Annotated in this window: 11 protein-coding genes; 10 read left to right on the plus strand and 1 reads right to left on the minus strand. The window is 54.6% G+C overall.

Features of this window, described 5'->3' with window-relative positions:
* Window positions 1–794 precede the first annotated feature (794 nt).
* From WFJ47_RS03835 to WFJ47_RS03880, 10 genes are all read left to right on the plus strand, one after another.
* A complete protein-coding gene (locus WFJ47_RS03835; protein WP_336760958.1) occupies window positions 795–3281 on the plus strand; it encodes a hypothetical protein in 2487 nt (828 codons plus the stop codon).
* 77 nt (window positions 3282–3358) lie between these two features.
* Window positions 3359–4204 (plus strand): glycosyltransferase family 2 protein, encoded by an 846-nt coding sequence (locus WFJ47_RS03840; RefSeq protein ID WP_336760960.1) that lies wholly within the window; start codon window positions 3359–3361, stop codon window positions 4202–4204.
* Window positions 4205–4215: 11 nt separating this feature from the next.
* Complete coding sequence (locus tag WFJ47_RS03845; protein ID WP_336760962.1) at window positions 4216–5199, plus strand: lysylphosphatidylglycerol synthase domain-containing protein; 984 nt, start codon at window positions 4216–4218, stop codon at window positions 5197–5199.
* Between the two features lie 120 nt (window positions 5200–5319).
* On the plus strand, window positions 5320–6675 hold the full coding sequence (locus WFJ47_RS03850; protein ID WP_336760964.1) for a hypothetical protein: 1356 nt from the start codon (window positions 5320–5322) through the stop codon (window positions 6673–6675).
* Window positions 6672–7073, plus strand: a complete 402-nt coding sequence (locus tag WFJ47_RS03855) for a capsular biosynthesis protein (protein WP_336760966.1) — start codon at window positions 6672–6674, stop codon at window positions 7071–7073. The genes WFJ47_RS03850 and WFJ47_RS03855 overlap by 4 nt, the downstream gene beginning before the upstream one ends.
* Window positions 7074–7087: 14 nt before the next feature.
* Window positions 7088–7843, plus strand: coding sequence for a glycosyltransferase family 2 protein (locus WFJ47_RS03860; protein ID WP_336760968.1), 756 nt, complete (start codon window positions 7088–7090; stop codon window positions 7841–7843).
* Between the two features lie 391 nt (window positions 7844–8234).
* Window positions 8235–8992 (plus strand): IS5 family transposase gene (locus tag WFJ47_RS03865; RefSeq protein WP_336760969.1). Its coding sequence is split into 2 segments (ribosomal slippage): window positions 8235–8556 and window positions 8556–8992, totalling 759 coding nucleotides; the frame shifts between segments, so codons are not numbered across the junction.
* 865 nt (window positions 8993–9857) lie between these two features.
* A complete protein-coding gene (locus tag WFJ47_RS03870; RefSeq protein WP_336760970.1) occupies window positions 9858–11132 on the plus strand; it encodes an MFS transporter in 1275 nt (424 codons plus the stop codon).
* An 8-nt stretch (window positions 11133–11140) separates the two neighbouring features.
* Window positions 11141–12373, plus strand: a complete 1233-nt coding sequence (locus WFJ47_RS03875) for an SLC13 family permease (RefSeq protein ID WP_336760971.1) — start codon at window positions 11141–11143, stop codon at window positions 12371–12373.
* A gap of 103 nt (window positions 12374–12476) precedes the next feature.
* Window positions 12477–13913 (plus strand): DUF2252 domain-containing protein, encoded by a 1437-nt coding sequence (locus tag WFJ47_RS03880; RefSeq protein ID WP_336760973.1) that lies wholly within the window; start codon window positions 12477–12479, stop codon window positions 13911–13913.
* A 46-nt stretch (window positions 13914–13959) separates the two neighbouring features.
* Here WFJ47_RS03880 and WFJ47_RS03885 read toward each other — a convergent pair whose 3' ends face one another.
* Window positions 13960–14457, minus strand: coding sequence for a hypothetical protein (locus WFJ47_RS03885; RefSeq protein ID WP_336760975.1), 498 nt, complete (start codon window positions 14455–14457; stop codon window positions 13960–13962).
* Window positions 14458–14478: the final 21 nt, after the last annotated feature.

Here is a 14478-nt window from a genome sequence, read left to right on the forward strand (position 1 = left end):
ATGCGCAAGGAACATCTCGGCCCCGCCTGCGAGTTGCGCTTTTCCAAATGTCGTCTCAGTGTAGCTTTGCCAATAAGTCCCGTCCTTTGGCGGGCTAATCTATCGCTCACGGCCCTGTCCGAAGAATAGGGTGGCTCCCGATAAGGAAGGAGGCCGCGCTAGAGGGAGTGGTTCCTCGTCGATTATTCTTTCGGGGCAGAAGATACGCGGGTCTTCAAGAAATTCATCTAACTATAGGCATTAAACCCTGCTTCTGCTTACTCCTCTCGCACAGACGCTTCTGTTACGAGGGGCTTCATGATGAATCCCCGTGGGGAGTCGTTTCGAGTCTTCTGCAGACCATAAATGTGAAAGACTACTATCGGGACTATGAGTGCTGGTCCTGACTGGAAAACGACGATCTGGGTTGTGACGCGTTGCTTGGTCAGAAGAAACGTTTGCGGCGATCGAGCTAGTTTGCGGCGTTGGAGCCGTCCCTGACTTTGCGGCTACACGGGAATCTTTCACATCTCCCGATCACGCGCCCGCAAACGCAGCATCATCCATCCCCAACATTGGAGCCTGGATAACGCCATTGCGACTTTTCGACGAGGCAGGTTAAGAGCGTTTGCGCAGTGAAGCGGGGGCTCTGGACATTCGTTGAGGTTGGCTTGTAAATCCTGCGGGTTCTAGCTTCTCGACAACGGCAGTTGGATGGTCACGGAACCACACCATATAGATCCGGTTCATCCAGCGTGAGCTCGTTCCCTCCCAGCCCGCCGTCTCGTCTCTTTGGGGTTTAGTCTTACGTGAAAATGAAATTGCTCGCTCATCTGAGTCTCTTCGCGATTCTTTTGGGGTTCTTTGTCGCTTACCGATGCTGGACTATTCCCGATACGTTTATCTTCCGGACGGCGATGACGGGAAGCGTTTATCTGCCTACGTTCTTTCCTCCTGGGGCTGGTGAGAGACTAGATTTCAATACGGGAGATACGGCGCCATCGCTTATCCGCCCTGATACGCCTCCATTGGCTCGTGTAGGCGACTACGCGGTGTATTCGCCCGCGCCTACATCGGTCTTTTGCAGCGAGCACAAAACACTATGCTCTCAGGGGAGTAACGGGATCTTTATCCTGTCGGGGTCGTCGCGAGACGGGCAGATAACGTCATCTTCCTATGCACGTATAGACGAAAACCGTACCTCGCTCGCGCACTTGCGAAAGTTGTTGAATACTGGTGCGCCTTCGCAGAGATTGTTCGTTGTATCGGTGAGTGGAGGGAAGAAGATCGTAGAAGAGATGGTGCGGGATGGTGATTACTTCAGATTGAACCTTAATAAAAGCAGAGTCTTTTCCAAGAGTTTGTTGTACTACGCGGTGGTACTATCCTTTCTGCTGACGGAGGCGTTTTTCTTGCTCCTTTCTGCGCCGGTGAGAGGGTTTTTTCATCGGCTACATAATTCTAATCCGTATGCGACTACTGTGCTCGTCATTTGGTGGACTGTTTTCTATGCGTGTGTGTTCCCATCGCTTTTTGCGCATGACACATTAATCCGCGCCGCCAATGCGCAGGCCTATACTGATTGGTATTCTGTCTTGTATTTCGTATACACGTCTTTCGTACGCATTATTGGATTCGAGTGGATTCAGCTTTTACCGGCCGTACTGGGGCTGTTGAGTGCATTTCTTCTCCTGAGATGCGGTGATATGGCGACATCTGCATGCCCCGTCTGGCAGAAGCGGCTTTTGTCGTTTCTCACCGTGATTTCATTTATCGGGAATCCAGCCGTTGTTGTGAGTATGTTTTCGCAGCAAAGATACTTCTTAGTAATCACAGTTGCGTTCTTCGCCGTAAGTTTGATGTTTTATACGTACTTCAAGCTCACCAACCGAGATTATTCGAACTTTTATCGGTTGATGTCAGGTGTTGTGATAACTGCAGGGGTAGCTTGGCTGTTTCGCCCCGAATATTTTGCGCTTTATACGATCGCGATCGTTCTTTTCACGTTTTTGCTTTTTAGAGAACGCAAAATTTTGCGACCCCTACGCGGAATGGCAGCTCTCCTGGTCTCGGCCTGCCTGATCCTGGCTCTGAAGCAGTTCATCGATAGAGCGCTGCCATATCATTATGGCTTCGACAGTCAGCTTTCAAAGGCGAGTTACACCACAGTTTCTGTTGTTGCTATGGCCGATCCGTATGTCTGTGCAAGCACGCCGGAACCTAGGATTTCAAATGCGATGGGTCATTTTGGCCCGGTGAAGCGCTTGTGTGCCGAAGGGCCTGAGGCTTTCTGGTGGCAAGTTTTAACCCCTCAAGCAAATCGGCAATCGATACCAGCCCTCGGTGAGATGCGCCGAATTACGCTTGATGATATCAAGCGTGACCCAATGCCGTTTCTGAGGTATCGGGCCAAAACGGGATACGATCTGCTCAACGACGACATATGGCAGATGGAAAGTCCTTATGATCGACGCGATGAAGTGAGAAAGTTCAACGCGTATGTTAGTGACCACATCAGAGTTCCAGACCAGTTCGGTTTAGTGCGTGATCATCCTCTGACCCGTGGGGTGGCGCGCGACTTCACCCGTTTCTATCATTGGGAAGGTAAGAAGATCGGTATCAGGGGTCTGAGCGTGGTTGTGGTTGTCACTTTCCTAGTCGTCGCGACTGGATGGACGTGGCTGACGCCCCTTTTCTCCCTGTTGTTTTTAGCGATGGTGGTTCCTGTGGTGATGGCGTCACCCACCATTAATTGGGCGTACATTGCTTTCTTGCCAGTATGGGGAGCGTTCGTGCTGCCCCTGGGAATCTCTGAGGCCCTCATCGCGAGAAAGCAGAAGGGGCGGTTTCTATCAAGCCATTTCGCAAATGTCATTGGGACCATACAAAATTTTATACGTTTCGCAGCGCTGTCCGGCGGTGGCTGGATTTTAGATTTGACTACGTTGCTGCTAATTTCAAATACGGGGCGCGTCCCAACAGTCTTGGCTAACATTATTAGCTCGTCTCTGGCTTCAAGTGTAGTCTTCATGATGGCACGTAGAAGAATCCATGATGGGCAAAACGATGGAATATTTATTCGAACCATGATCTACATGTCGTATACGGGTTTGAGTATAGGACTAGCTTCTCTTGCTATTCCGGGCTTGGTCTCATATATAAATAGTGCCGGAATATCGGATTCTAATCCGAAGGATGCGCTGGTGTTGGCGAAGGTGCTTGTCACGCCGCCCCAGTTGATTTGTAATTATCTCATGTCGCGATGTGTCGCCCGATGGATCTTCTCTTATCGACGGGTTTGAGATATGTGAGGCGTTTGACTCGGACAATTCTTCAAAACGAAAAGCTGCCGAGCCTATATCGTTTGTGGTGAGTCCTGATGGTTCTGAAGCCCTCGCGCATCCTCGTTTTTATACCGATGTACAATTGCGCGCGGCAGGTAGCGCGTGTTTTGAGGCAGCTTTCGGATGTCAGGGTTTCTGGTTGGGTGGACGGGGTATTGTGCGTCGACAATCAATCGTCAGATGACACCTTGTCCGCGGCAGCCGCTGGGTTGGCTGGACTCTCTGGAATCGTCGACCGCACCCTTCTACGTAATGATGACAATTATGGGCTGGGCGGGTCGCATAAAGTGGCGATCGGCTATGCACAAAAGCATGGATATGATTTCCTTATAGTCCTCCACGGCGATGATCAGGGGGCAATCGCGGATATCCTGCCGGAGCTCGAATCCGGACGTTACTTGCAGCAAGACTTTCTCATGGGAGCACGCTTCATGAAAGGCGCCCGTCTCTCAGGATATTCGTTTATACGTACAATGGCAAATAAAGTATTCAATACGTTATTTTCGGTCGTCTCGCGTCGGCGGCTTTGCGACTTAGGCTCGGGTCTGAATATGTTCAGGCTCGCATCTTTTTCGGACAACTTTCATAAACGTTTCGCGGACGATTTGACATTTAATTACTATTTGATTCTTTTTGTCGCGGCATCTGATCTGCGTCTGAGGTTCTTTCCTCTCACCTGGCGGGAGGATGATCAGGTGTCGAACGCCAAGCTTTCCCGCATGGGTTTCCAGATACTAGGATTGTTGGCACGTCGGTGCCTCTCGCGCAGGAATTTTGAATCCGGAGAGCATAGAGCTTATGCAAGGGAAAATTATCCCTCAAGTCTGGTTGGATCATGGAGCTACAAGGAGGCAGATGGTCCGTCTGCGAGTGGCAGCTGAGAAGATTTGTTGTGCGTACGGCAAGTGAAACTCCTGCGCGGTCAGATTTCGATTTGCGCCGGTCGCTATGCCGTATTCTCTTCGAGGGGCGGTTTGTTGCGGTTGCGATTGCGGGAATAGTTTTGCTCATCGGTGGTGGCCTTCTGATAGCACGACTTTTGGGACCGGTCGTAGGCTTCTATGTGATCATTGCCATGATATTCTGCTTACTTGCGCACTGCTTGAGGGCAGCCAGGCTATGCATTGTTTCTAGCCACCTTCTCAAAGTGCCTGCGCGTACGATTTTTTCTCTGCACTTTGCTACGGCACCGTTCGCAATTATCCCACCATTCAAGTTTGGGGAGGTGATTCGTCTTCTGAACCTTTGGATCGTGGCGCAGGACCTATCGAAAGTCATAGTCACGGTTGTCGTGGATCGTTTGTTCGATGCAATCATGCTCCTGTTGCTGCTTTCCGGGCTGTGCCTCAATGGACATGCGTTGAACTGGGCCGGCGGGGCAGCGAGAACAATCCAATGGATGATCTTGGTCGTGACGCTTTCTGCTGGGATATGTTTCCTTATCTGTCCATGCGCGTTGACCCGACTACAGAACTATGTGGTGGTCCGACATAGCGGTAATCGTACTCTCTTGGCGCTGCGACTACTTGATATGCTGCGTATCGGAACCACGGATGGGGAACGCCTGCTACGTACCCAAGGTGCTATACTCATGATGATCACAGTACTGATTTGGGGCTTGGAGCTTCTCGCAGCAGCGTTCATCGCGAATATCGCTATCGCATCCTATTATCACGATGCTGGCGTCCTGTTGGTGAGTCGTACAACTCAGGAATGGCATGCCATCATAGCAAAGGGTATAGACCCCGCCTTGTCAGTATCAGCCGCGGGCAATATCTTTGTATTACTGCTCATGTGGCCTCTTGCGGTATGGGGCTACCTCGTTCGGTTGGCTCGCTATGGGATGCCGTCTGTAACGCACAGAACGAAACTCTGAGGGAATAGCGTGGCGCACAGCGTAACTATAATATTCGATGACAGGATTTCCCCGTCTTCCGATATTGCGGCGATAATAGGAAACGTTTCGTTCGCTCGCATTGTGCGGCGTCGTAAACGTTTGGCAGTCGAAGTCGAAGAAGCAGCCGACAAAGCACAGGCTGATTTTTTTCTAATCAAGACTGACGATGAGGCTCGTCAACTCGCGCTGCATATCGAAAAACGTGACTCAAGCCGATTCTACCTCGTGCTACCGTCGTGTATCGTGCCGCTACGCATGGATAAGTTGGTGGACATCATTCTCAAGTCGACCTTCGCAGTCGACACGATGCTTCTAGCGCCTATGAATGACAACGCTGCCCCACTGCTATTATCCGCCAAGGATGCTGTTGCTCTCCTCAGCGTCAACGATGAGGAAGACCATCGTAGCGTTCTCCGGAGGCTCTCTGGAAATGCTCCATGCATTGCTGATCATGCTGTCATGGTGGATCTTCGGATCCTGCGAAATTTGCAAAAGTTTCTGGTGGGGTCTACGGAAGCTCGACATTTCAACGACACGTCTGCCGACAGCGGGGTCTTCTACAAACGCTCATCTGATATCGCGAAGATGGAAGGAGAATATAAATATTTCCATGTCGCACCAGAGGAAATGAAGCGTTTTCTCATGCCTACATTTGAGTTTTGGAAGGCAGCGGACAGTGCCGGCTATGCGATGGAGCACCTTCCTATTCCAGATGTGGCTCTTCAGTCTCTTCATGGCGCTTTACAGCCCCATGAATTCGAGGCTCTGCTCGACAGCTTTTTCGCCTTTATTTCATCGCGTAAGAAAAGTGAGTGCAATCATGTAGGGACAGTGACCGAGGGGAAAAGGCAGATTCTCGGCAAGCTTGATACCCGAATGACGACTTTTCTAAGCACGGAGCACGGCAAAAGGCTTGACGCCATCCTGAGCGCATCAGGCCCACGCGGTGGATTGCGCGATATGCATTGGGCGGCAATGCCCATCATCGAACAAGCTATCGAATGCTTCCCCGACCCGCATCTTGTGTTCGGCCATGGAGATCCCTGCTTTTCTAACATACTATTTGAAAAGAGATTGGGTTTCATGCGTCTTATTGATCCGAGAGGGGCAGTCACTTTCGAGGCCGGCCTCATGCACCCCCTTTATGACCTTGCAAAATTCAGTCATTCGGTGATGGGTGGCTACGATTTTATCAATAATGATATGTTTTCATGCGCTCTCAATGAACGAATGACTCTAGAGTGCGCATTGGATGGTGGTGGCCCCCCGACATGGATGAAGGCAGCGTTCTGTAGGCGTCTGCAAATGGCAGGTTTCGATATTGCTGCGGTTCGCGCAATTGAGCTATCTTTATTTCTATCGATGCTTCCGCTTCATCGAGACAGGCCAAATAAGTTGGCCGGCTTTGCCCTCACGGCAGCATCCATACTTGATACGTTGGAAAATAAGGCATGATTCGTGAAGATAGAGTTCTAGTCGTCGATGTGGATGGCACGCTGTGCGATATCAAGGAGAGCGGAGAGAGCTATCTCTCTGTCGCCCCCGAGGCGACAATCGTCGAAAAACTCCGAGAGCTTCATCAGCAAGGGTGGCATATCATTTTGAACTCGTCTCGTGGCATGAGATCGAGCCGGGGTAACCTCGGCGTGATCAATAAAGAGGTCAGTTCGGTCATGTTGCAGTGGCTGTCAAAACACGAAATCCCTTTCGACGAACTTCACCTTGGCAAGCCTTGGGCGGGACACAATGGTTTCTATATTGATGATAGAGCCGTTAGGCCGAGAGAATTCGTTGACAACGACCTCGACGCTATCGAGGAACTCATCAAGCGTGATCGCATTGCCAAAGGCTGACTGAAATGGGGATAATGGCAATCACGATGGCAGGTATGGGGTCGCGCTTCAGCGAGGCCGGATATGCAATGCCGAAATATGAGATAGAGGCGCTAGGTCGCCCGCTGTTCGATTGGTCCATGTTGAGTTTGTCGGCATTTCGTGACGCTAATTGGCGATTTCGCTTTGCCACGCGAAAGGAACTCAATGCCAAATCTTATATTCTCGATCGCTGCGCTCGGCTGGGAATTGAGGTCGACGATATTGTCGAATTAGATCACAGCACTGACGGTCAAGCTACGACAGCATTAGCGCTCGCTGAAGGCGCGCCAGGTCACTTGCCTTTCGCGGTTTACAATATAGATACTTTTGTGAAGCCTGGTTTGATGACACCACCCGAACCGGTTGAGTGCGACGGCTGGCTTCCTTGTTTCAGGGCCCCAGGAACTGGTTGGTCGTTCGCGCGCCTTGACGATGATCGTAATGTTGTAGAGGTCAGGGAGAAGGTACGGATCTCTGATTTTGCTTCCCTCGGTCTGTATTGGTTCAGTAGCGTTGACCTATATATTGAGCTTTATGAAAAGCAGTTTTCCAGACCTGATGGAATGGAAAAAAATGAACGGTACATAGCACCCATGTATAACCGCCTGATTGAGGGCAGAAGAAAGGTATTCATATCCGAAATTCCCCTAGATGAGGCCGGTATGCTCGGTACGCCGGAGCAAGTGTCCAGCTTTATCACTCAAACACCATTGGTCGCTCTCAAGTTGCTAGGTGCGGATCGGCAATAGTGGGAGGCTTTGCGAGCACATGTCATAGCACTCAGATTCCAGCATTATCGCGTCCCACGCTGTTTAGCCTCTTTTCAGGAAAAATTTTTACGTCCGAATTCTGATTGCAATATCCCATCCTGCTTTTGTACAAGACAGTCGCCGGGTGACGAGACGCCGAGATATGCCTTGTTATCGTTGTTCAAGGGCGCTTACCATCACAGAGACATTGTAAGGAGCGTAGATTCGTGAGATGCGCGCCCTCCGGCTCTCCTTTTGGGCTGAGTAACGCCCTCCCTAGTTCATCGGAAATCTCGACCAAATTGCTGCGGCAGGCGGTCGGTCCTCGTAGGCTCAGGACCCATTGATTTCGGTGGGCAAATTTGATTCAGGCTCCTTGAGGAGACTGAAGATGAGCGACCTGTATTGGCTGACGGACGAGCAGATGGAGCTTCTGGAGCCGTTTTTCCCAAGGAGCCATGGCGAACCGCGTGTTGAAGACCGGCGTGTATTGAGCGGGATCATCTTCGTGAACCGCAACGGGCTGCGCTGGCGGGATGCTCCGCGAGAGTATGGCTTGCACAAAACGCTCTACAATCGTTGGAAACGGTGGGGCGCCATGGGGATCTTTGCCCGGATGATGGATGGTCTGGCGGCCGGCAGACTGGATCACCAGACGATTATGATGGACGCGACTTACCTAAAGGCGCACCGCACGGCTTCCAGCCTGCGAACAAGAAAGGCGATCCTGGCCGCCTGATCGGGCGGACCAAAGGCGGCATGAACACGAAACTGCACGCGGTGACAGACAGGGATGGCTGCCCGATCAGGTTTTTCATGACGACAGGCCAGATCAGCGATTACACCGGGGCCGCTGCCCTGCTGGACGATCTGCCCGCTGCGAAGTGGCTCCTGGCTGATCGTGGTTATGATGCCGACTGGTTCAGGGACGGGCTGGAGGAAAAAGGGATCAGACCCTGCATTCCAGGCCGGAGATCCCGCACGACGCCCGTGAGCTACGACAAACGCAAATACGGGCGCCGCGATCGTATCGAGATCATGTTCGGCCGGCTCAAGGACTGGAAGCGCGTCGCCACACACTACGACAGATGCCCGACCGTCTCCTTCTCAGCCATCTGCCTCGCCGCTACCGTCATATTCTGGCTATGAGTCCTGAGCCTAACTTTCGCTTAAACGCGTCAATGCCGGGGCGGCATCACTCTTCGGTACGGGACGAAGGTAAGCGCTTTACTGGTTGCGCTGCAGCAGGGCGCATTACCGCACCACCGACGTGGGGGTCTCGCTGCAACTCGATCATAGGCCGCCACTGACTACGCCCAATCGGCCAGAGGCATCGCGAATAAACCTCACCTCTTAGGTAGCTTGCCGTTTCTGGCTAGGGGTTTCTTCCGTTGTTCGTGCTGGCCGCCTTCATGCCTCCGATCACATCGAGCTTCAATTGGGCAATCGCCGCTCGGTGCATACCGGGCGTTGATGCCAACTGTGTCAGCGCCCATTTCTTACAAGCTCGTCTTCGATCTGCTCCGCGTTACAGACTCGCCCTGATGCAGTTTTTGCATAGCCTCGCGCTTGAAACCCTTCATCAAGCTGGCCTGTCGCCTACGCCCCCGTCCTGAAAACCGTAGTCCCCATCAAGGTGAGCGCGAGGCAGAATAGCCAGCCCAGAGCGCGGAGGGGAGTGATCATGGCAGGCTCCTGTCGGCGCTTCCCGACGCTTTTACCTCGCAAACCGCCTTCAAACGTCGGATGTCGAGACGTGTTTTGCAGAGAGATAAGGAAGTTATTCTTGTATCTCAGGATGTTCTGCGATGCGCAAGGAACATCTCGGCCCCACCGCCGTTCTGCCCGGATCGTGCCCCGGTTGCCATCGAGCCTGGGGGCGAAAGGCCTAGGGCCAAGACACCGGACACTCTCGGCAATGCCGGAATCTTGCGTTGCATGATGGTAACGGATCGCGCCAATCGGGGCTGAATTTCAGAACGAGCGTCCTCCGGGCAGGGGGTGAGGAAAAACAGTGAGCAGCACCAGGATCGCGCAGGACAGCCGCACCACTAATGCAGGCAAGGGGCCTTCGGCGAGTAGCGTTACCGGTTTGGATGCCACGAATTTTTTTCTGGCCGATGTCCAGGACGGCGTAGGACCCTATCTGACCGTGTATCTTGCGAGCGCGCGGCACTGGCAGGCGGGTCCCATCGGTATCGCAATGGCCATGACGGGTCTTGCGACAGCGCTTTGCCAGATTCCGGCCGGGCTGCTTGTCGACTCAACCCGATACAAACGCACCCTTGTTGCCGTGTCGGCTCTGGTGACGGCACTGAGCTGTATCCTGATCATCGCCCTGCCCGGCATGGCCCCCGTCATTGCCGCGCAGATCATGATGGGTGCCGCTGCCGCCGTCATCCCGCCCGCTCTGGCGGCTATCTCGCTTGGCCTGGTGGGGCGTCGTCGGCTGCCGGGGCGTATCAGTCGTAATCAGGGGATCAATCATTTTGGCTCCTTTGCTTCAGCGGCGCTGGCCGGCTTGTGCGGCCAGTACTGGGGGCTGAACTGGATCTTCTATCTTGTCTGCGGTTCCGCCATAGCGAGCGCAGTCGCTCTGCTTCTGATCCGGCCCAAGGAAATCGACCAGAAGGTCGCGCGTGGGAGCGAGGATGAGTCGAATGATCCGCCCGTCGCTCTGAACGCCCTCTTTGGGCGTCGTCCGGTCTGGGTGTTTCTGTGTGCCATTGTGCTGTTCCATCTGGGCAATGCGGCCATGCTGCCGTTTGCAGGGCAGGTCATGGCCAAGAGCCATCCGGGTTCTGAAACGGTCACGCTCAGCGCCTGCGTGATCGTTGCGCAATTCGTCATGATGCTGGTGGCCTGGGCGGTAGGCCGTGCCATGGCAGGGGGTATCGGACGCAAGCCTATCTTCCTGCTGGCCTATGCGATCCTGCCGATACGCGGATTGCTGTTCTCCTGGTTCGATGCACCGACGGCCATCATCGCGATCCAGGTGCTGGATGGTATTGCTGCCGGTATCTTCGGCGTGATCGCCATCATCATTGCTGCGGATCTCACCCATGGAACCGGGCGCTTTAATTTTCTGCAGGGAATGGTCGCGCTGAGTGTCGGTATCGGCGGCGCGCTCAGCAATTTGCTCGGGGGATATATCGTGCAGCTGGAGGGGTATCGCGCTGGTTTCCTGTCGCTCACGGCCATCGCCGTTCTGGCATTGCTGTTCTTCCTGATGCTGATGCCCGAAACGCGCGATCCTGATGAGCAGGCCCGTAATGCGGTTCCGGCCTGAGCTGGATCATGGAGAATTTCTTGCTTTGGAGTTTGTGTCTTCTGGCGGTTGCCGGGCTGCTCCTGCGCCCATGGCAATTGCCCGAGGCGCTTTGGACAGGCATTGCGGCTTTGCTGGTCGTTGTCCTTGGGCTCGAGAGCTGGGGGGCGGCGTGGCATGCTATCGTTTCGGGCAGGGAGGTCTATCTGTTCCTGCTCGGCATGATGATCCTGAGCGAGGTTGCACGACAGGAGAAACTCTTCGACTGGCTGGCGGCAGCCGCGATGCGCCATGCGCGAGGTTCAGGGCGCAGGTTGTTTCTTATCATCTTCGGCGTCGCTATCGTAACCACGGCCTTTCTGTCGAATGATGCGACGATCATCTTGCTGACCCCTCCGGTTATTGCCGTGGCAGCCAAGGCCGAGATTGATCCTTTTCCCGCCTTGCTGGCCTGCGCTTTCGTGGCCAATGCGGCAAGTTTTGTCCTTCCGATCAGCAACCCGGCCAATCTCGTGATCTATGGAGGGGCGCCGCCGAGTCTCATTCCCTGGCTGGGGCGGTTTCTTATGCCATCCTGCGTGGCGATCGGAGTTAGTTTCATGGCGCTTTATGCGATGGTGCGCCACGCGATCGATGCGCGGTTTGCATCTTCCGAAGTCCTCCCATCGCTCGATCCTGTTGCGCGGTTGACGGCCTGGGCCCTGCTGGGAGTCAGCATCGCCCTGACCATTGTCTCCTTCCTTCATGGTTCCCTCGGCTGGGCCACGGCCATTGGCGGGGCGGGGCTGGGTGTGATGGTTACGCTGCTGCGCCGGGCTTCGCCCATACCGGCTCTGCGCGAGATTTCCTGGTCCGTGTTTCCGCTTGTGGCCAGTCTGTTCGTGCTGGTGTCAGCCGTCGAGCAGACGGGCATCATCCGGCATCTGGGAGACCTGATCCTGTCGTTTGGTCATGGGCGCGCGGCCGTGCTGGTCTCGGGGTTCGGCCTCGCCATGCTGAGCAATCTGATCAATAATCTGCCCTCGGGACTTCTTGCGGCGCAATTGGCCCCCGATCACGCGACGCATGGAGGCAGTTTGCAGGATGCGCTTCTGATCGGTGTCGATCTGGGCCCCAATCTGACGCTGAGCGGGTCTCTGGCCACGGTTCTCTGGCTCATCATCCTGCGCAAACATGATCTCGATATGCGCTATGGGAGGTTCATGCGCTACGGCGTGGTGCTCACACTTCCTGCGCTGGCGGCCGCTCTTCTGGTTCTGTAAGTGTTCCGCATTGTTCTGACGATGCATTCATGAAGCATTTTGCCTTTTGTGACGTTTGATGTCTGATAGCCTTCAAATTCAGGCCACCGAGAGGATACGTTTCATGAATGCCGCCATCCCTCCCGCCCGTGCGCCAAAGCGCAAGAGCCGCCCGTCTGAGAACGGGGGCGAAACGGTGCTGGAAACGCGATCCGCACGGCATCAGGAAGGGCAGCATCTGCGTAAAATCCTGCCACGCAGCGCGCAGGCGGACTGGACACCTCTTCCCGAGCGGCCCGATCCTGTTGCCCTTCTGGTTGAGCAGGGGCAGCGCCGTATTCCGTCCCTTTTGCCCGTACGCTACGCGCGTATGCGTGTTTCGCCCTTTGCTTTCCTGCGTGGCAGCGCCATCGTGATGGCGGCCGATCTGGCGCATACGTCGTCCGCCGGGCCGATGGTGCAGAGCTGTGGTGATTGTCACCTGGCGAATTTTGGCAGCTATGCGTCCACTGACGGGCTGGCCGTCTTCGATATCAACGACTTCGATGAGACTTATCCCGCCCCCTTTGAATGGGACCTCAAGCGTCTGGGCACGTCTTTCATTCTGGCCAGTCTGGAGAACGGATTGTCGGACATTCAGGCACATGAGAATGCCCGCATCGCGGCTGCCAGCTATCAGAGCGAAATGGCCCGTCTCGCCCCCATGAGCCCGCTCGAGATCTGGGCTGACAGGATCGATCTCGCGGCTGCTATCGAGGACTTCTCGGACAAGCACACGCGCAAGGCCGTCAAGGCGCGGCTCGAGGCTAGGCTTGACAGTGCTCGGGCGCATTTCGGACTCGTATCCTTCGACAAGGCGGTTCCCAAGCTCAAGGTGAAACCGCCTCTCGTAATGCGCCTGCCCGGCGAGGACGCTACCATCAGGGAGGCATTCGACCGATATCTGGCTACGCAGCCGCCAGAACGCGCCACCCTGCTCTCGCGCTATCGGCTCAAGGATACGCTGTTCAAGGTAGTCGGCGTGGGGAGTGTGGGGACCTATTGCGCGATTGGACTGTTCGCGACTGCCGATGGCGAAACGCTGCTGCTCCAGATCAAGGAGGCTCAGGAATCGGTTCTGGCTGCGCATGTCCAGGGACCGGCCTTCGCCAATCAGGGACAGCGTGTGGTGGCCGGGCAGCGCCTCATGCAGGCGACCTCGGATATCTTCCTGGGTTGGACACATACCAATACAGCCGAGCAGCCAGGAAAGCGCAGGCGGTTTGATGGCGCGAACAAGCAGTTCTACGTGCGCCGCCTCAAGGACAGTCGGCTGGCCGCAATCGGTACCGATGTCGCTCAGGAAGGTCTGGATGATTATTCCGCTCTTTGCGGTCGCGCTTTGGCACGCGCCCATGCACGCTCGGGCGATGTGGCAATGATTCACGGTTACCTGGGATCGGGTGACGGTTTTGCGGAGGCGATCGCAAATTTTTCGGCCATTTATGCCAGTCAGACGCGGAAAGACTGGAGGGATTTCAATGCGGCGATCGACAGGGGAGATCTTCCCGTCGCCTCATGAAGGGGCATCTTGGGGTGAGTGCTCGTACTCAAAGCGAGACAGCTTTTCACAGGTTGAAGCAGGTCACTGTGATCAGCGCGGCGAGGATCACGCTGAGGAGCCATAAACCTAAAGTCATGATCGGAAGGAAGCATGACGGCTGGCCCGCTTCTTTCAGCGTACTCGCGAAAACAAGACAATAGAGCGCGGCGGCGAGGACAAGAAGCAGCCATTCGATCCACGTGTCCCTGAGACTGTCAGCCCCAAGAGGAAGCAGGCCGAGAACGACGTCGGAGTTGAACCGGAGGAGAATATGAAACCGGGCGCGGCGTACGATAAGCGCAAGAGGAAAACAGATCAGCCAGGGAAGCGTCACGAGATAGGGCAGGGACTGAAGTACGGCGTCTTTCAGTGTGATCACGCGGCATCGGTGCAGGCCCAGCAGGATGACGAGGCACAATAGAGGAGGCATCACGACCATCGGGAAAAGGAAAGGATCGAATCGCCCCGCAGAAAGTATAAAGCTGTAAAGGCTAAGTGCATTGTAGAGAAATATCTGCTGCATGAGCCTGAGCCAGTTTAATCG

This window comes from Asaia sp. VD9 (genome assembly GCF_037150015.1).
Classification (GTDB): Bacteria; Pseudomonadota; Alphaproteobacteria; order Acetobacterales; family Acetobacteraceae; genus Asaia.

What these genes read in the sequence shown, in the direction of transcription:
- WFJ47_RS03835 (WP_336760958.1), top strand. Translation starts at nt 795, where the DNA reads ATGAAATTGCTCGCTCATCTGAGTCTCTTCGCGATTCTTTTGGGGTTC.
- WFJ47_RS03840 (WP_336760960.1), top strand. Translation starts at nt 3,359, where the DNA reads ATGGTTCTGAAGCCCTCGCGCATCCTCGTTTTTATACCGATGTACAAT.
- WFJ47_RS03855 (WP_336760966.1), top strand. Translation starts at nt 6,672, where the DNA reads ATGATTCGTGAAGATAGAGTTCTAGTCGTCGATGTGGATGGCACGCTG.
- WFJ47_RS03860 (WP_336760968.1), top strand. Translation starts at nt 7,088, where the DNA reads ATGGCAATCACGATGGCAGGTATGGGGTCGCGCTTCAGCGAGGCCGGA.
- WFJ47_RS03875 (WP_336760971.1), top strand. Translation starts at nt 11,141, where the DNA reads ATGGAGAATTTCTTGCTTTGGAGTTTGTGTCTTCTGGCGGTTGCCGGG.
- WFJ47_RS03880 (WP_336760973.1), top strand. Translation starts at nt 12,477, where the DNA reads ATGAATGCCGCCATCCCTCCCGCCCGTGCGCCAAAGCGCAAGAGCCGC.
- WFJ47_RS03885 (WP_336760975.1), bottom strand. Translation starts at nt 14,457, where the DNA reads ATGCAGCAGATATTTCTCTACAATGCACTTAGCCTTTACAGCTTTATA.